Source organism: Pseudomonas sp. K2I15 (assembly GCF_002204795.1).
GTDB lineage: Bacteria > Pseudomonadota > Gammaproteobacteria > Pseudomonadales > Pseudomonadaceae > Aquipseudomonas.
In genome coordinates, this window is sequence record NZ_NIXO01000006.1 from 17,250 (window position 1) to 32,603 (window position 15,354).

Genomic DNA, 15,354 nt, shown 5'->3' on the forward strand with positions numbered 1-15,354 from the left:
CGCGAGCAAGCTCGCTCCTACACGGCCTGGAACAACACCAAGTGCTCGGCCGCCACGCGAATGCCCACGTCGGCACCGACAAGATGATCGGCGTGGCTGGGGAAAATCGATTCCAACTGTGCCCCTGTAGGTAACTGCAAGCGATACAAGGTCGATGCACCGAGGAACGTCTTGCCGACGATCCGAGCTTTTAAGGCGCTCTCCGGCGCATAAACGATGTCGTCGGGGCGCAGCAACACATCCACCGCACCGCCTGTAGGCCAGGTGTAGGCACGATTGCCGCATAACTCGCCCAGTTCGGTGGTGACCGATTCCGGGGTGTTCAGTTGCCCGCGAATGAAGTAACCCTGGCCAATAAAGCTCGCGACAAAGGGTGTCAGCGGTTCGTGGTAGAGGTTGTAGGGCGTATCCCACTGCTCCAGGCGGCCTTCCTTGAACACGCCGACATGGTCACTTACCGCGAAGGCTTCTTCCTGGTCATGGGTCACCAGAATCGCACTGGTGCCCCGCGCCTTGAGGATGTCGCGCACTTCATGGCTGAGCTTGCGCCGCAGTTCGCCGTCGAGGTTGGAGAAAGGTTCGTCCAGCAGCAACAGTTGCGGTTCCGGCGCCAGGGCTCGGGCCAGGGCGACGCGCTGTTGCTGGCCGCCGGAGAGTTCGTGGGGGAAACGCTTGCCCAGGTTCTTCAGGTTCACCAGTTCCAGCAGTTCGGCGACAATTCGCTCTTTTTGCGGGTGTTTGCGAATGCCGAAGGCGATGTTGTCGGCCACGCTGAGGTGTGGAAACAGCGCGTAGTCCTGGAATACCATGCCAATCCGACGTTTCTCCGGGGCCAGTGTGAAACCGGCGCTGGAGATGACTTCGCCCGCCAGGCTGATCTCGCCTTCGTGCACCGGCTCAAACCCGGCAATCGCCCGCAAGGTGGTGGTCTTGCCGCAGCCCGAGGAGCCCAGCAGGCAACCGATGTCGCCGGCGTTGAGGTGCAGGTTGAGGTTCTGCACCACCCGTTGGTCCTGATAACCGCATGCCAGATTGCGCAGGTTCAGCAGTAATGGCTGGCTCATGCAGGGCGGTACGCCGGCGCAACCAAAAACTCGAGCAGGGCTTTTTGTGCGTGCAGGCGGTTTTCTGCCTGGGCCCAGGCTACCGAACGTTGGTCGTCCAGCAGGTCGAGGCTAATTTCTTCACCACGGTGGGCGGGCAGGCAGTGCATGAACAGCACGTCTGGCGCGGCCAGGTCGAGCAGGGCGCGGGTGACCTGGAACGGTGCGAACAGCTTGAGGCGCTTGGCGGTTTCTTCTTCCTGGCCCATGGAGGTCCAGACGTCGGTGCTCACCAGGTGCGCGCCGATCACCGCGTCGCGCGGGTCGCGCACGATGGTCACGCGGTCGCCGGCCTGGGCCAGGAATTTTGCGTCCGGCTCATAGCCTTCAGGGCAGGCAACGCGCAATTGGAAGTCGAACTGGATCGCCGCTTCTATATAGCTGTTGCACATGTTGTTGCCGTCGCCGATCCAGGCCACGGTCTTGCCCTGGATCGAGCCTCGCTGTTCGAGGAAGGTTTGCATGTCGGCCAGCAACTGGCACGGGTGCAGGTCATCGGACAGGCCGTTGATCACGGGCACGCGGGAGTTGGCGGCAAATTCGGTAAGGGTGCTGTGGGCGAAGGTACGGATCATCACCGCATCCAGCATGCTCGACATCACAATCGCGCAATCGCTGATCGGCTCGCCGCGGCCCAGTTGGGTATCGCGAGGCGACAGGAAGATAGCCTGGCCGCCGAGCTGGATCATGCCGGCTTCGAAGGACACACGGGTGCGGGTCGACGACTTCTCGAAAATCATCCCGAGCACGCGGTTTTTCAAAGGCTCGAACAGTACGCCGCGGTTACGCAGGTCTTTAAGCTCAATGCCTCGACGTATCACGCTGACCAGCTCTTCGGGCGTGCAATCCATCAGGGAGAGAAAGTGCCTTGCGCTCATCATTAACTACCTTTTTGCAACAGACCGCAGATACTCAAAGCCTTGTTTATTTTGAAAACGGGCGAGACCTGCGGCGAAAGCCGCACGGGGCGACGAAATAGGGGAAGGCGCGATCTTATAATTAAATGTCGCGTCTTACCAATAGGGCTACAGTTTTTAGGGGAGTTCAAGGACGCGGGGAGGGCGCTTTTGAAGCCTGTTTCCTGACAGCAGCGGGTCATTTGTACACTGGCGCTGCGCCACATTGCAATGTGTGAGGGCGGGCGCAGGCCGGGGCGCGTCGGTTTCAGCGGGCTGTCGGAGGGCGCTGAAACATTTCCTGATGTTTCCTCATGGCCTGGCCTGATGCCGTTGGATTCACGCGACGAACGTTGCTGGCGCTGCCGCCTGGGGCGGGCCATAGTTTTTGTCCGAAGCGCTCAGCCCACAATAAAGAGACTGGCCATGACCAAGACTCTCCACCACCGTGCCTGCCATCTGTGCGAAGCCATCTGCGGCCTGACACTGGAAACCACCCAAGGCGAAGACGGGAGCCTTGCGATCACCTCGATCAAGGGCGACCCGCTGGACACGTTCAGCCGTGGCCATATCTGCCCCAAGGCCGTGGCCCTGCAAGACATTCAGAACGACCCGGACCGCCTGCACCAGCCCATGTTGCGGGTGGGCAGCGAATGGCAGCCAATCCCGTGGGACGACGCCTTTGCGCTCGTAGCCGAGCGCCTCGCGGGCATCCAGGCGCGCCACGGGCAGAATGCGGTGGCGGTGTACCAGGGCAATCCGAGCGTGCACAACTATGGCCTGATGACCCACAGCAACTACTTCCTGGGCCAGCTCAAGACCCGCAACCGCTTTTCCGCCACTTCGGTGGATCAGTTGCCCCATCATCTCACCAGCCACCTGATGTATGGCCATGGCTTGTTGCTGCCGATCCCGGATATTGACCATACCGACTTCATGCTGATCCTTGGCGGCAACCCGCTGGCGTCCAACGGCAGCATCATGACCGTGCCGGATGTGGAAAAACGCCTGAAGGCCATCCAGGCCCGGGGTGGCAAAGTCGTAGTGGTTGACCCGCGGCGCAGCGAGACGGCGGCAATTGCCGACCAGCATCTGTTTGTGCGCCCCGGCGGCGATGCGGCGTTGTTGTTCGGCTTGCTCAATACGCTGTTCGCCGAGAACCTGACCCGCGACAGTCACCTGCCGGTGGATGGCCTGGATGAAGTGCGCCACGCCGTGGCCGGCTTCACCGCCGAAGCCATGAGCCGTCAATGCGCGGTGCCTGCCGAGCAGATCCGCCAGTTGGCGCGGGACTTCGCAGCGGCTGACACGGCGGTGTGTTATGGCCGCATGGGCGTGTCGACCCAGGCGTTTGGCACGCTGTGCCATTGGCTGGTGCAGTTGATCAACCTGGTCACCGGCAACCTGGATCAAGTGGGCGGCGCCTTGTGCACCACGCCGGCAGTCGACTTGGTGGCTTCGACTTCCGGCGGCCATTTCAATCGCTGGCAGAGCCGGGTTTCCGGGCGGCCGGAGTACGGTGGAGAGTTGCCGGTGTCGGCACTGGCTGAAGAAATGCTCACCGAGGGCGAAGGACAAATCCGCGCGTTGGTGACGGTGGCGGGTAACCCGGTGCTTTCCACTCCCAATGGGCGGCAGCTGGAGCAGGCGCTGGATGGCCTGGAGTTCATGGTCAGCATCGACCTGTATATCAACGAAACCACGCGTTATGCCGACCTGATTTTGCCGTCCACCTCGGCGCTGGAAAACGATCACTACGACACTACCTTCAACATGTTCGCAGTGCGCAACGTCACCCGCTTCAATCGCGCCATCCTGCCAAAACCCGAAGGCGCGTTGCACGACTGGGAAATCTTCGTCGGCCTGGCTCGGGCGTTTGCGGCGAAAACCGGCAATACGCTCAAGCCAACCATGCCGCCCGCGCAGATGATCGACTTCGGGCTGCAGGCCGGGCCTTATGGCGATAGGTTGTCCATTGCAGCGCTGGCAGATCACCCCCACGGCCTGGACCTTGGGCCGCTGAAGCCCAACCTGGCGGGCCGCATGAAAACAGCCAATGGCCATCTTCAGGCTGCACCGCCGGTGATCCTCGCAGACCTGGTGCGCTTTGCCGCGCAGCCGGTGCCCGAGGTTAATGAATTGCTGCTGATCGGCCGCCGGCATGTGCGCAGCAACAACTCCTGGATGCATAACTACCACCGGTTGGTGAAGGGCAAACCCCGTCACCAGTTGCTGATGCACCCCGACGACCTTGCTCATCGTCAGCTGAGCGACGGGCAGCGGGTGCGGGTCAGCTCGCGCATTGGCATGATCGAAGTGGAAGTGTTGGCCAGTCTCGACATGATGCCCGGCGTGGTCAGCCTGCCTCACGGTTGGGGCCACGGCCGCCCGGGTGTGCAGATGACCATCGCCAGCGGGCAGCCGGGGGCGAGCGCGAATGACCTGACGGACGAGCGGCAACTGGATGAGCTGTCGGGCAACGCGGCGTTGAACGGCGTGCCGGTGCAGGTGGCGGCGGCGTAAGGATTGTCTGTCGGGGAGTCCGAGCGTCACGCTAGGGTTTGCGTTACAATGCGCCACCGTGCCGACCCATGAGTCGGAAAGTTCCAGCCGAGGTGTTCCATGGATATCATCGAAACGATCAAAGAGCAGATTGCCAGCAACACTATTCTGCTTTACATGAAGGGCGCACCTAACGCTCCCCAGTGTGGCTTCTCCGCAAAAGCTTCCCAGGCAATCATGCAATGTGGCGAGAAGTTCGCCTACGTGGATATCCTGCAGAACCCGGAAATCCGCGCCAACCTGCCGAAGTACGCCAACTGGCCAACTTTCCCACAGCTGTGGGTTGCCGGTGAGCTGGTCGGCGGTAGCGACATCATCACCGAAATGGCGGCTGATGGTTCGTTGCAGGCACTGATCAAAGACGCAGCAGAAAAAGCAGCTGCGAAGACCGAAGCCTGATTTGTTTTAGGCTACGGCAATAAAAAGCCCCGCTTCTCGAAAGAGAGCGGGGCTTTTTTGTGGCCGGGAATTAAGGGTTATTCACCCATCTGCGATTGCAGATAATTCTCGATAGTCACTTTGTCGATCAGGCCGACTTGGGTTTCCAGCCAGTCGATGTGTTCTTCCTGGTCTTCAAGGATATCTTCCAGCAACTCGCGGCTGCCGAAGTCGCCCTTGGTTTCGCAATGAGCAATGGCGGCCTTGAGGTCGGTATGGCTCTTGCGCTCGAAGTTCAGGTCGCAGTTGATCATTTCCTGGGTGTGCTCGCCGATGTTCAGCTTGCCCAGGTCCTGCACGTTCGGCAGGCCTTCCAGGAACAGGATGCGCTTGATCAGCGCGTCTGCGTCCTTCATGGCCTTGATGGATTCTTTGTATTCACGCTTGCCCAGCTTTTCCAGGCCCCAATCGTCATACATGCGCGCATGCAGGAAGTACTGATTGATCGCGACCAGTTCATTGGCAAGGATTTTGTTGAGTTGCTGGATGACTGTAATGTCGCCTTTCATGATTGGGGTCCTGCCCTGTATTAGCTGTATATAAGGCGGAGTTTGAGCTGCGCATTTACTACTGTCAAACCTAAGTTATTGAATAATAAATGAAAATTAATCGGAATAAGAATGTTTGTGTTCCGCGTCTTGACGCTAACTGTTTGAATTGCGGGCATAAAAAAACCGGACACTAAGTCCGGTTCTTTAAAACAACGCCAATCAGGCGTGTGTAAATTCTGCTGAGTAGGGGATCGCAGCCTGGGCAGTTTGCAGTTGCGTCAGGGTTTCCCGTACTACTTGCTTGGCGAGGCAGGCGCATTTGCCGCATTGGCTGGCAACGCCGGTGGTTTCACGTACTTCCTTGTAGCTGCAGCAACCTTCGTAGATTGCTTCGCGGATTTGTCCGTCGGTGACGCCAGTGCAGAGGCAGACATACATAAGGGAGAACCATCGCGGTAAGGCTTAAGTGCGACGGATCTTAATGTTAACGAGAATGATTGTCAAAGTAGTTTCTCCAGCTTTTACGTTTGCTTGCTCCCTCGCAGACGAACGGCTTTTTTCCGGTATGATGGTCGGTCTTCACGAAGCGTGATCGCGTCACAGGCCTGTCGTTTAGCTGCGGCACACTGGGACGGATCCTTTTACTTCAGTCACCACCATCAGGAGATACCCAATGAGCGTACTCGTCGGCAAACAAGCCCCGGATTTCGACGTACCTGCCGTCCTCGGCAATGGCGAAATCGTAGACAGCTTCAAACTGTCTGAAGCCATCAAAGGCAAATACGGCCTGGTGTTCTTCTACCCGCTGGACTTCACCTTCGTCTGCCCTTCGGAGCTGATCGCCCTGGATCACCGCATGGACGATTTCAAGGCCCGTAACGTTGAAGTGGTAGCCGTTTCCATCGACTCCCATTTCACCCACAACGCCTGGCGCAACACCGCCATCAATGATGGCGGCATCGGCAAAGTCAAATACACCATGGCTGCCGACATGAAGCACGACATCGCCAAGGCCTACGACGTTGAGTCCGAAGGCGGCGTGGCGTTCCGTGGCGCGTTCCTGATCGACGACAAGGGCGTTGTGCGCTCGCAGATCATCAACGACCTGCCGCTGGGCCGTAACATGGAAGAGCTGATCCGTCTGGTCGACGCTCTGCAATTCCACGAAGAGCACGGCGAAGTTTGCCCTGCCAACTGGAAAAAAGGCGACAAAGGCATGAACGCTTCGCCGGAAGGCGTTGCGGCTTACCTGACCGAGAACGCTGGCAAGCTGTAAGCCAGATTCGAGGGACAAAAAAACCGGCCTGAGAAGGCCGGTTTTTTTATGCGCGGGATTCGACCTCAGTCGCCGAAGTCTTCCCAGCCGCCCATCTGTTTCCAGCGGTTGACGATGCCGCAGAATAGCTCGGCAGTCTTCTCGGTGTCGTAGCGGGCCGAGTGGGCCTCACGACCGTCGAAGTCGATACCGGCCGCCTGGCACGCTTTTGCCAGTACGGTCTGGCCATAGGCCAGGCCTGCAAGGGTCGCGGTGTCGAAGCTGGAGAACGGGTGAAACGGGTTACGCTTCATATCCAGGCGCGTGACGGCAGCGTTGAGGAAGCCCAGGTCGAAACTGCTGTTGTGGCCCACCAGGATTGCGCGTTTGCAGCCATTGGCCTTCAAGGCCTTGCGCACGCCACGGAAGATGTCGGTCAACGCCGCTTCTTCACTGACCGCCATACGCAGCGGATGGTCGAGCTTGATCCCGGTAAATTCCAGGGCGGCCGCTTCGATGTTGGCGCCTTCGAACGGCTCGACACGGAAGAAGTGGGTGTGTTCCGGGAACACAAAACCCTGTTCATCCATGCCGATCGTCGTGGCAGCAATTTCCAGCAACGCGTCAGTGGCGCAATTGAAGCCGCCGGTTTCTACGTCGATGACAACCGGCAGGTAGCCGCGAAAACGTTCGGCCATCGGGTGACGGGAACCGCCACCTCCGCCGCTGTGTTCCTGGTCGTCGTCGTAATGGTCTTCGCTCACGGGTGTTCCTCCAGCAGGCGCCAGCGCAGTGTTTCACCGGCGCGCAGCGGGATAACGGTCAGCTCGCCAAACGGCAGGCTGGTGGGGGCGGTCCAGTCTTCACGGACCAGGGTAATGCGGTCGGTATTCGCCGGCAGGCCATAGAAGCGCGGGCCGTTGAGGCTGGCGAACCCTTCAAGTTTGTCCAGGGCGTTGCGTTGTTCGAATGCTTCGGCATACAACTCGATCGCCGCATAGGCGGTGTAGCAACCGGCACAACCACACGCCGCTTCCTTGGCGTGTTGGGCGTGAGGCGCAGAGTCGGTACCGAGGAAAAACTTCTCGCTGCCACTGGTGGCGGCATCGAGCAGCGCCACCTGGTGAGTGTTGCGCTTGAGAATCGGCAGGCAATAGAAGTGCGGCCGAATCCCGCCCACCAGCATGTGGTTGCGGTTGTACAAGAGGTGATGCGCGGTGATGGTCGCGCCGACGTTCGCCGAAGCCTCGGTGACGAACTGCACGGCATCCGCGGTGGTGATGTGTTCGAACACGACCTTGAGGGTCGGGAACAGCTCGACCACGCGGCGCATGTGCTCGTCGATGAAGATCTTTTCACGATCGAACACATCGACATCGCCACGGGTGACTTCACCGTGGATCAGCAACGGCATGCCGACTTCCGCCATGGCTTCGATGGCCGGCAGGATCTTGTCGATACTGGTGACGCCGGAATCGGAGTTGGTGGTCGCACCGGCCGGGTACAGCTTGGCGGCGTGCACGAAACCGCTGGCTTTGGCCTGGCGAATATCTTCGGGCTGGGTGAGGTCGGTCAGGTACAGCACCATCAGGGGTTCGAAGCGGCTTCCGGCCGGTCGTGCAGCGAGGATGCGCTGGCGATAGGCGTCGGCTTGCGCAGCGTTACGCACCGGAGGTACCAGGTTAGGCATGATGATGGCGCGGCCAAACGTGCGCGCTACATCGGCCACGGTTTGGGGCAACGCAGCACCATCGCGAAGATGAATATGCCAGTCGTCGGGACGCAGCAGGGTCAGGCGGTCGGACATTGGGGATTCCAGGCGGGTCAATCTGGTGGGAATGCTACCGGAAAAGACTCTTGCAGGCACTCGCTATCAAGTTTTGCAGGATGCGACCGATATCCCTGGGTATGCCTTAACGATGTATGACGCCTTGATGTGTTGTAGAAACCAGTGGAGCCTCCCGTGCGCCAGCATTATCTAGCCCTGCTCAGTGTGTTCGCCAGCCTGCCCGCGATGGCCCTCACGTTCCAGACACGTCTGGAGAATATTGAGTGGAAAGTGGAGGGCGATAAGTTCGAGTGCCGCTTGAGCCAGCCGATCACCGATTTCGGCTCGGGCGAGTTCGTGCGCCGGGCCGGCGAGCAGGCGACGTTTCGTCTGAAAGCCTTTAACGGTTCGTTGGGCGCCGGCTCCGCGACCCTGCTGGCGGCCGCTGCGCCGTGGCAGCCGGGGCGCGGTGATATCAACCTCGGTGCGGTGCGTGTCGGCAGCGGCGATGTGCTGTTTAACAGCTCCCAGGCCCAGGCTGGGCGCTTGTTTACCGGCTTGCTTGAAGGTCGCAGCCCGACCGTGCGGCACTATGGGCGCGAAGGTGGTTACTCCGAGATTCGCCTGTTGCCGGTGAAATTCAACAAGGCGTACAACGATTATCAACTGTGCACCACCAAGCTGCTGCCGATGAACTACGAGCAGGTCAAGCAGACCGAAGTCGGCTTCCCGGGCGGCGGCATCGAATTGGATGCGGCGGCGAAGAAGAAGCTCTCGGTGATCCTCGAGTTCATGAAGGCTGATCCCACCGTCAACCACATTGAATTGAACGGCCACTCCGACAACAGCGGCAATCGCCTGACCAACCGTGATGTTTCCCGGCGTCGCGCCATGGCCGTGATGGACTATTTCAAGGCCAATGGCATCGAGGAATCGCAGATCACCCTGCGTTTCCATGGCGAAAGCTACCCGTTGGCGCCGAACACCAACCCGGCCAACCGGGCAAAAAACCGCCGGGTGAATATTCAACTCGAACGGCTGGCTGCCCCCGAGAAACCGGCGCCCCAAGCCAAAGCGCCCGGCAATGCCGCCACCACCTCATAAGGTGCGGCGTTTCGTCGCCCGCTCGACATAATCTGTCGCTTTATCTTCATTTGCTGTCGCGCCCCTGTAAATTCACGGTTTTGGTCGGTAGAATCGACGCCTTTCCGTACAACCCCGTGGAGTGATGGCATGGCCGACGTAAACAAGGTCGTTCTCGCGTATTCCGGCGGCCTGGACACTTCGGTGATCCTCAAGTGGCTGCAGGATACTTATAACTGTGAAGTGGTGACCTTCACCGCTGACCTGGGTCAGGGCGAAGAGGTCGAACCTGCACGTGCCAAGGCGCAAGCCATGGGCGTGAAAGAGATCTACATTGACGACCTGCGCGAAGAGTTCGTCCGCGATTTCGTTTTCCCGATGTTTCGCGCCAACACTGTCTACGAAGGCGAGTACCTGCTGGGTACTTCCATCGCACGTCCGCTGATCGCCAAGCGCCTGATCGAAATCGCCAACGAAACCGGCGCTGACGCCATTTCCCATGGCGCTACCGGCAAGGGCAACGATCAGGTGCGTTTCGAACTGGGTGCCTACGCCTTGAAGCCAGGCGTAAAAGTGATTGCTCCGTGGCGCGAGTGGGACCTGCTGTCCCGTGAAAAGCTGATGGACTACGCTGAAAAGCACAACATCCCGATCGAGCGTCACGGTAAGAAGAAGTCCCCGTACTCGATGGACGCCAACTTGCTGCACATCTCCTATGAAGGCGGCGTGCTGGAAGACACCTGGACCGAGCACGAAGAAGACATGTGGAAATGGACCGTCTCCCCGGAGAACGCTCCTGACAAGGCCCAGTACCTGGAACTGACCTACCGCAACGGCGACATCGTCGCGCTGGACGGCGTCGAAATGACCCCGGCTACCGTCTTGGCGACCCTGAACCGTATCGGTGGCGAACACGGTATCGGCCGCCTCGACATCGTAGAGAACCGTTACGTGGGCATGAAGTCCCGTGGCTGCTACGAAACCCCGGGCGGCACCATCATGCTGCGCGCTCACCGCGCCATCGAGTCCATCACCCTGGACCGTGAAGTCGCTCACCTCAAAGACGAGCTGATGCCCAAGTACGCCAGCCTGATCTACACCGGCTACTGGTGGAGCCCTGAGCGCTTGATGCTGCAACAAATGATCGACGCGTCCCAGGCCCACGTGAACGGCGTTGTGCGCCTGAAGCTGTACAAGGGCAATGTGATCGTGACCGGTCGCAAGTCCGACGAGTCGCTGTTCGACGCTAATATCGCCACCTTCGAAGAAGATGGCGGCGCCTACAACCAGGCAGACGCTGCAGGCTTCATCAAGCTGAACGCATTGCGCATGCGCATTGCGGCCAACAAAGGTCGCAAGTTGTTCTGAGTGTTTTAAGTTGTAATGAAAAATGGCCCCTTTAAGGGGCCATTTTTTTTGGCCGAAAAATAAACCTGGAGCCATTGGGGATGATGCGGTGTTTATTGTTCGGATCAAAAAGTCCATGCGCTCAAGGATGTGGCGTGGAATGTTTATGTTTTTACGGGGGCAATGTTTATTAATTTAGCTCGATAAGTGATGCATTGTTGAAAGTGAGTTTTTTTGTTGTATGCAGGAACTATGTACTACAGAAATTTCACTCAGAAATGTACGGCGAATATGTCAGATGAGGACATGCCTGTAGGATTTCTGGAGCGTAACTAACTATGTCGGATGGAACTTTTAAAAAGCGGGTTTCAGCCCGGGTTCACAGGTTTTTGGCTGAGGTACAAGGGGTATTTCCTGAAACTTATGTGCGGCACGTTTACCCTGGCCCCCGTAATCCTGGGAATTTTCACTCAAAATATGTTTGTACTCGGAAAGTTCTGAAAGCCCGAACAAAACTGGACACCTCCGGCTTGGCGTTTTTTTGTAGGTTAAATCCTATGTCTTTGTGGGTTGGGTCTCTGCTTGCTGTTGCTTGGGGGGGAGCGCTATGCCAAGCGGGAAACGACTAGGCTATTGTGCTTGCTCTTAATAATTCGAACAGCGAAATTGGACTTGCCCATGAATAAAGTGCTGATCGTGGATGATCATCCCGTCATTCGTCTTGCTGTGCGTATGCTAATGGAACGTCATAGTTATGAGGTCGTTGCCGAGACCGATAACGGTGTCGATGCCTTGCAACTTGCACGGGAGCATATGCCGGACATTGTCATACTGGATATTGGAATTCCCAAACTCGATGGCCTGGAAGTTATATGCCGGCTGTCATCTAACAAACAGGCCCATCCCTTCAAGGTGCTGGTGCTGACGTCCCAGGCGCCCGGGCATTTTTCCATGCGGTGCATGCAGGCGGGGGCTGCCGGCTACGTGTGCAAGCAGCAGGACCTCACCGAGCTATTGAGCGCGGTCAAGGCGGTGCTGTGCGGCTACAGCTACTTCCCTAACCAGGCGCTGAATTCGGTGCGCTCCACAATGGGTAACGCCAGCGAAGCGGACATGGTCGAGCGCCTGTCTGGCCGGGAGATGATGGTGTTGCAGCAACTGGCGCGCGGCAAAACCAACAAGGAGATCGCCGATGGCATGTTCCTGAGCAACAAAACGGTGAGTACCTACAAGACTCGCTTGCTGCTTAAGCTCAACGCACGCTCGCTGGTGGACTTGATCGAGTTGGCCCAGCGTAACGGGTTGGTATAAGCCACCGCCCACTTACATGCAGTCAGAAAAAAGCCTCCGTAAGGGAGGCTTCTGTTGGTTGTTGGGTCGATTAGAGATCGAAGTCGTAATCGGCCAACTGTTTTTGCAAACGCCGCTCTTCCAGAAGGTTGTCGATGGTGCGGCGTTTGCTCAAATTGGTCTTGGCCACCTCTACCGGTGCTTCCGCTGCATCATCGTCGGGTTCAGCGCCAACGACGTCGTCTTCTACATCCAGTTGTTCTTTGCCAGTGCTCATAAGGTTAACTCCAGGCTAAGACTGCCGTTGGCGCTCCTTATAGCGATAATCTCGGGCCTGGTAAAAAAGATTTTTTCAATCGACTCATCGATAAAAGCAATGATGGCTCAATCGTCGGAAGTCTTTTCCTTGTATTCGCACAGGTCTTCGATGCGGCAACTGCCGCAGCGCGGCTTGCGAGCCTGGCACACATAGCGTCCGTGAAGGATCAGCCAGTGATGTGAATCCAGCAGATAAGGCTTGGGTACAAACTTCATCAGCTGTTTTTCAACCTCCACCACATTCTTTCCACGGGCAATCCCGGTGCGATTGCTGACCCGAAAGATGTGCGTGTCTACCGCCATGGTCAATTGGCGAAATGCTGTATTGAGCACCACGTTGGCGGTTTTGCGGCCTACGCCCGGGAGGGCTTCGAGGGCTTCGCGTGTCTGCGGCACTTCGCTGCCATGCAGTTCCACCAGCAGCCGACAGGTCTCGATGACGTTCTTCGCCTTGCTGTTGTACAGGCCGATGGTCTTGATGTACTCCGACAACCCTTCAACCCCAAGGGCGTAGATCGCCTCCGGGGTATTGGCAACCGGATACAACTTGGCAGTGGCCTTGTTGACGCCGACGTCTGTGGACTGGGCCGAGAGAATCACGGCGATCAGCAACTCGAACGGCGAGGAATAGGCCAGTTCGGTCTTCGGTTCCGGGTTGTCTTCGTGAAGCCGGCGGAAAATTTCCAGGCGTTTTGCGGCGTTCATGGGGCGAGCGGTTCCTTGCAGACAGTCAGTGTGGTTTTGAAAAGTGCGCCCAGGCTTGTCGCCCGGCCAGTAATAACCCGAGCAGGATAAACCCGGTGGGCGCCAGTGCGGTGATAGAACCACTGCCTATCAGCCCTCGCAATACGCCCAGGGTGACCAGCAGTACGCCAAACAGGCCGAACAGTTGCACGCGTGCCTTGCTTTGGCCTGCCTCGAAAAAGCCTGAATGCTCCAGCAGCACGCATTGAACACTGATCAGTGCCAGGTAAACACCCAGTTGTTGATAGAGGGGCAAGGCGAACGCTTGCAAGAGCAATTGCACGCAACTGACCAGCGTCGCGGTAATCAGCAGGCTGGCCATCAGTTGCATACGCTCGCCGAGGCGGTTGCGCAGGCCGTGCATGCCAAGGCCGTACAGCGTCACGATCAGCACCGAGAGTACCCAGAAGCTCAGCGCCTTGGGCAGGGTGTCGCTCACGCCAATCAATGGCGCCAGCATCAGCGAACGGGCCAGGGTTTTAGTCATGAACAGGCGGCTCCTGCATCAGTTGCCGGTGGTCATCAAAGTAGCGCAGGGCATCGTGAACCGCATTGATCACCGCGCGGGACGTGATGGTCGCGCCAGCCATTTGGTCAAATTGGCCATGGTCTTTCTTCAGGGCCCACGCCGAATCCTTTGCGTCTTCACGGGACAGTCCCTTGAATGCCGCCAGCCATGGATTGCCCGGTTCGGCGATATGCCCACCCAGGCTTGGGGTTTCCGACTGGCTCAGGGTTTTCACCGCCAACAGCTTGCCGTTGTGGGAGATGGCGATCAGCAATTCGATGGGGCCGCCATAGCCCTTGGTTTGCGAGCGCAGCAGCACTGCGCCGGGCTGGCCGTTCAAGGTGGCGAGGTAGCCGCCCAACAGTTGGCTGTTTGCCAATACCTGCGGGTTTATCGTAAGCGGGTGTTCCAAGGGCTGATTGTCGTAAGTGCCGGTGGGCAGGATATCCAGCAAGGCTTGGCGCTGAAGGTTTTGTTGGGCCTCGGTGACACGGCTGGCGGTCAACTGCTGCACGCACAGCGTCAGCACGATCCCGGCAGCGGCGATCAACAACACCGTCACCAGGCCCCGGGTGGTGTTCATGAACTCACCGCTGGCTGTCTGGGTGCCGCCAGGTGTTCAAGCGCCGGCACGGCGAGGTTCATCAGCAACACGGCGAACGCCACGCCGTCGGGGTAACCGCCCCACGTACGAATCAGGTAAACCAGCAAGCCGACTCCGACGCCGAACATCAGGCGCGCCCGCAGGCTTTTGGCCCCAGACACCGGTTCGGTCACAATAAAAAACGCCCCGAGCATGGTGGCGCCGGTCAGCAGATGGAACAGCGGCGAACCGTGGGAATCCGAACCCGAGCCGTTCCAGCACAGCAGGCTGATCACGAACAAGCTGCCGAGCATCCCCACAGGCGCGTGCCAACTGAACACCCGTTGCTGCAACAGCCACAGCCCACCCGCCAGAAATGCCAGGTTCACCCATTCACTGCCTTTGCCGGCGACGTTCCCGAAAGCAGGATGGCTGGCAAACAACTCATCCATGGTCAGGCTCTTGTTGATCCGCAAGGCATCCAGGGCGGTCGCCTGGGCCCAAGCGTCCGGCGCATTACCTTGCACGCCGAACACTTGTTGCAGGCCGGCCAGCAGGTCCATGCCGTGGGAGGCGGGCCAATGGGTCATGGGTTGGGGAAAGGCAATCAGCATCAACGCGTAACCCACCATGGCCGGGTTGAACGGGTTCTGATTGCCGCCATACAGGTGCTTGCCCAGCAATAACGCACTGGCGACGGCCGCCACGCATAACCACCACGGACAATAAGGTGGCAGCGCCAACGCCAGCAGCGTGGCCGTGACCAGGCCGCTGAGATCGCTGACCGAACGCCCGCGCAGTCGCTGAACGCCAGCCTCCACGACAAGCGCACAACTGCCGGCCAGCAACAGATTGATCGGTACGCCCCAGCCATACAGCCAGAACATCGCCAGCAAGCCCGGCATCGTCGCCAGCAGCACACGTTTCATCGCGTGCTGCTGACGATCAACGGCGTCAAGCGCTGGCAT

The 15,354-nt window shown here is 58.7% G+C and carries 17 protein-coding genes; 6 read left to right on the plus strand and 11 right to left on the minus strand.

All coding sequences use genetic code 11. The features are described 5' to 3' along the window. Positions 1 to 17: 17 nt before the first annotated feature. Positions 18 to 1,064: an ABC transporter ATP-binding protein gene (locus CEC48_RS06055; protein WP_088422922.1), complete on the minus strand. Its 1,047-nt coding sequence runs from the start codon at positions 1,062 to 1,064 to the stop codon at positions 18 to 20. Continuing rightward, positions 1,061 to 1,981 (minus strand): ornithine carbamoyltransferase, encoded by a 921-nt coding sequence (gene argF / locus CEC48_RS06060; protein WP_088422923.1) that lies wholly within the window; start codon positions 1,979 to 1,981, stop codon positions 1,061 to 1,063. Before argF ends, CEC48_RS06055 begins: the two co-directional genes overlap by 4 nt. A 444-nt stretch (positions 1,982 to 2,425) precedes the next feature. On the opposite strand from argF, the gene CEC48_RS06065 reads away from it, so the two are divergent. Both CEC48_RS06065 and grxD read left to right on the plus strand, forming a co-directional pair. Continuing rightward, positions 2,426 to 4,522: a molybdopterin oxidoreductase family protein gene (locus tag CEC48_RS06065; RefSeq protein ID WP_088422924.1), complete on the plus strand. Its 2,097-nt coding sequence runs from the start codon at positions 2,426 to 2,428 to the stop codon at positions 4,520 to 4,522. 99 nt (positions 4,523 to 4,621) lie between these two features. After that, positions 4,622 to 4,960, plus strand: coding sequence for a Grx4 family monothiol glutaredoxin (gene grxD / locus CEC48_RS06070; RefSeq protein ID WP_088422925.1), 339 nt, complete (start codon positions 4,622 to 4,624; stop codon positions 4,958 to 4,960). 77 nt (positions 4,961 to 5,037) lie between these two features. Here grxD and bfr read toward each other — a convergent pair whose 3' ends face one another. After that, positions 5,038 to 5,508 (minus strand): bacterioferritin, encoded by a 471-nt coding sequence (gene bfr / locus CEC48_RS06075; RefSeq protein ID WP_088422926.1) that lies wholly within the window; start codon positions 5,506 to 5,508, stop codon positions 5,038 to 5,040. 201 nt (positions 5,509 to 5,709) lie between these two features. Next, complete coding sequence (locus CEC48_RS06080; RefSeq protein ID WP_003208706.1) at positions 5,710 to 5,928, minus strand: bacterioferritin-associated ferredoxin; 219 nt, start codon at positions 5,926 to 5,928, stop codon at positions 5,710 to 5,712. Positions 5,929 to 6,163: 235 nt separating this feature from the next. Here CEC48_RS06080 and CEC48_RS06085 point away from each other — a divergent pair, with 235 nt between their 5' ends. Continuing rightward, entirely contained in the window at positions 6,164 to 6,766 is a 603-nt protein-coding gene (locus CEC48_RS06085) for a peroxiredoxin (RefSeq protein ID WP_003172097.1), read from the plus strand. A gap of 65 nt (positions 6,767 to 6,831) precedes the next feature. Here the strand turns inward: CEC48_RS06085 and rnt are convergent, their stop codons facing one another. Together rnt and pyrC are read right to left on the minus strand one after the other, a co-directional pair. Beyond that, the gene (gene rnt / locus CEC48_RS06090; protein ID WP_088422927.1) at positions 6,832 to 7,509 is read right to left on the minus strand and encodes a ribonuclease T; all 678 of its coding nucleotides are present in this window, start codon (positions 7,507 to 7,509) and stop codon (positions 6,832 to 6,834) included. After that, positions 7,506 to 8,552: a dihydroorotase gene (gene pyrC, locus CEC48_RS06095; RefSeq protein WP_088422928.1), complete on the minus strand. Its 1,047-nt coding sequence runs from the start codon at positions 8,550 to 8,552 to the stop codon at positions 7,506 to 7,508. Before pyrC ends, rnt begins: the two co-directional genes overlap by 4 nt. 156 nt (positions 8,553 to 8,708) lie before the next feature. On the opposite strand from pyrC, the gene CEC48_RS06100 reads away from it, so the two are divergent. The 3 genes from CEC48_RS06100 to CEC48_RS06110 all read left to right on the plus strand — a co-directional run bounded on the left by CEC48_RS06100 (position 8,709) and on the right by CEC48_RS06110 (position 12,254). Next, complete coding sequence (locus tag CEC48_RS06100) at positions 8,709 to 9,617, plus strand: OmpA family protein (RefSeq protein ID WP_088422929.1); 909 nt, start codon at positions 8,709 to 8,711, stop codon at positions 9,615 to 9,617. Between the two features lie 129 nt (positions 9,618 to 9,746). Then, on the plus strand, positions 9,747 to 10,964 hold the full coding sequence (locus tag CEC48_RS06105; protein WP_088422930.1) for an argininosuccinate synthase: 1,218 nt from the start codon (positions 9,747 to 9,749) through the stop codon (positions 10,962 to 10,964). 657 nt (positions 10,965 to 11,621) lie between these two features. Next, on the plus strand, positions 11,622 to 12,254 hold the full coding sequence (locus CEC48_RS06110; protein ID WP_088422931.1) for a response regulator transcription factor: 633 nt from the start codon (positions 11,622 to 11,624) through the stop codon (positions 12,252 to 12,254). Positions 12,255 to 12,324: 70 nt separating this feature from the next. On the opposite strand, the gene CEC48_RS06115 is transcribed toward CEC48_RS06110, so the two are convergent. The 5 genes from CEC48_RS06115 to CEC48_RS06135 form a co-directional block, all read right to left on the minus strand. Next, the gene (locus tag CEC48_RS06115; RefSeq protein ID WP_088422932.1) at positions 12,325 to 12,510 is read right to left on the minus strand and encodes a PA3496 family putative envelope integrity protein; all 186 of its coding nucleotides are present in this window, start codon (positions 12,508 to 12,510) and stop codon (positions 12,325 to 12,327) included. 107 nt (positions 12,511 to 12,617) lie between these two features. After that, on the minus strand, positions 12,618 to 13,256 hold the full coding sequence (nth, locus tag CEC48_RS06120; protein WP_010170146.1) for an endonuclease III: 639 nt from the start codon (positions 13,254 to 13,256) through the stop codon (positions 12,618 to 12,620). 25 nt (positions 13,257 to 13,281) lie between these two features. Continuing rightward, positions 13,282 to 13,782 carry an Rnf-Nqr domain containing protein gene (locus CEC48_RS06125; protein ID WP_088422933.1) on the minus strand — a complete coding sequence of 167 codons (501 nt, stop codon included), beginning with the start codon at positions 13,780 to 13,782 and terminating at the stop codon, positions 13,282 to 13,284. Then, entirely contained in the window at positions 13,775 to 14,386 is a 612-nt protein-coding gene (locus CEC48_RS06130; protein ID WP_088422934.1) for an RnfABCDGE type electron transport complex subunit G, read from the minus strand. The genes CEC48_RS06125 and CEC48_RS06130 overlap by 8 nt, the downstream gene beginning before the upstream one ends. Beyond that, positions 14,383 to 15,354 (minus strand): RnfABCDGE type electron transport complex subunit D, encoded by a 972-nt coding sequence (locus CEC48_RS06135; protein ID WP_088422935.1) that lies wholly within the window; start codon positions 15,352 to 15,354, stop codon positions 14,383 to 14,385. The genes CEC48_RS06130 and CEC48_RS06135 overlap by 4 nt, the downstream gene beginning before the upstream one ends.

Coding starts and splice junctions, on each gene's coding strand:
- CEC48_RS06055 (WP_088422922.1), bottom strand. CDS start 1,064: ATGAGCCAGCCATTACTGCTGAACCTGCGCAATCTGGCATGCGGTTAT.
- argF (WP_088422923.1), bottom strand. CDS start 1,981: ATGAGCGCAAGGCACTTTCTCTCCCTGATGGATTGCACGCCCGAAGAG.
- CEC48_RS06065 (WP_088422924.1), top strand. CDS start 2,426: ATGACCAAGACTCTCCACCACCGTGCCTGCCATCTGTGCGAAGCCATC.
- grxD (WP_088422925.1), top strand. CDS start 4,622: ATGGATATCATCGAAACGATCAAAGAGCAGATTGCCAGCAACACTATT.
- bfr (WP_088422926.1), bottom strand. CDS start 5,508: ATGAAAGGCGACATTACAGTCATCCAGCAACTCAACAAAATCCTTGCC.
- CEC48_RS06080 (WP_003208706.1), bottom strand. CDS start 5,928: ATGTATGTCTGCCTCTGCACTGGCGTCACCGACGGACAAATCCGCGAA.
- CEC48_RS06085 (WP_003172097.1), top strand. CDS start 6,164: ATGAGCGTACTCGTCGGCAAACAAGCCCCGGATTTCGACGTACCTGCC.
- pyrC (WP_088422928.1), bottom strand. CDS start 8,552: ATGTCCGACCGCCTGACCCTGCTGCGTCCCGACGACTGGCATATTCAT.
- CEC48_RS06105 (WP_088422930.1), top strand. CDS start 9,747: ATGGCCGACGTAAACAAGGTCGTTCTCGCGTATTCCGGCGGCCTGGAC.
- CEC48_RS06110 (WP_088422931.1), top strand. CDS start 11,622: ATGAATAAAGTGCTGATCGTGGATGATCATCCCGTCATTCGTCTTGCT.
- CEC48_RS06115 (WP_088422932.1), bottom strand. CDS start 12,510: ATGAGCACTGGCAAAGAACAACTGGATGTAGAAGACGACGTCGTTGGC.
- nth (WP_010170146.1), bottom strand. CDS start 13,256: ATGAACGCCGCAAAACGCCTGGAAATTTTCCGCCGGCTTCACGAAGAC.
- CEC48_RS06125 (WP_088422933.1), bottom strand. CDS start 13,782: ATGACTAAAACCCTGGCCCGTTCGCTGATGCTGGCGCCATTGATTGGC.
- CEC48_RS06130 (WP_088422934.1), bottom strand. CDS start 14,386: ATGAACACCACCCGGGGCCTGGTGACGGTGTTGTTGATCGCCGCTGCC.
- CEC48_RS06135 (WP_088422935.1), bottom strand. CDS start 15,354: ATGCCAGCGCTTGACGCCGTTGATCGTCAGCAGCACGCGATGAAACGT.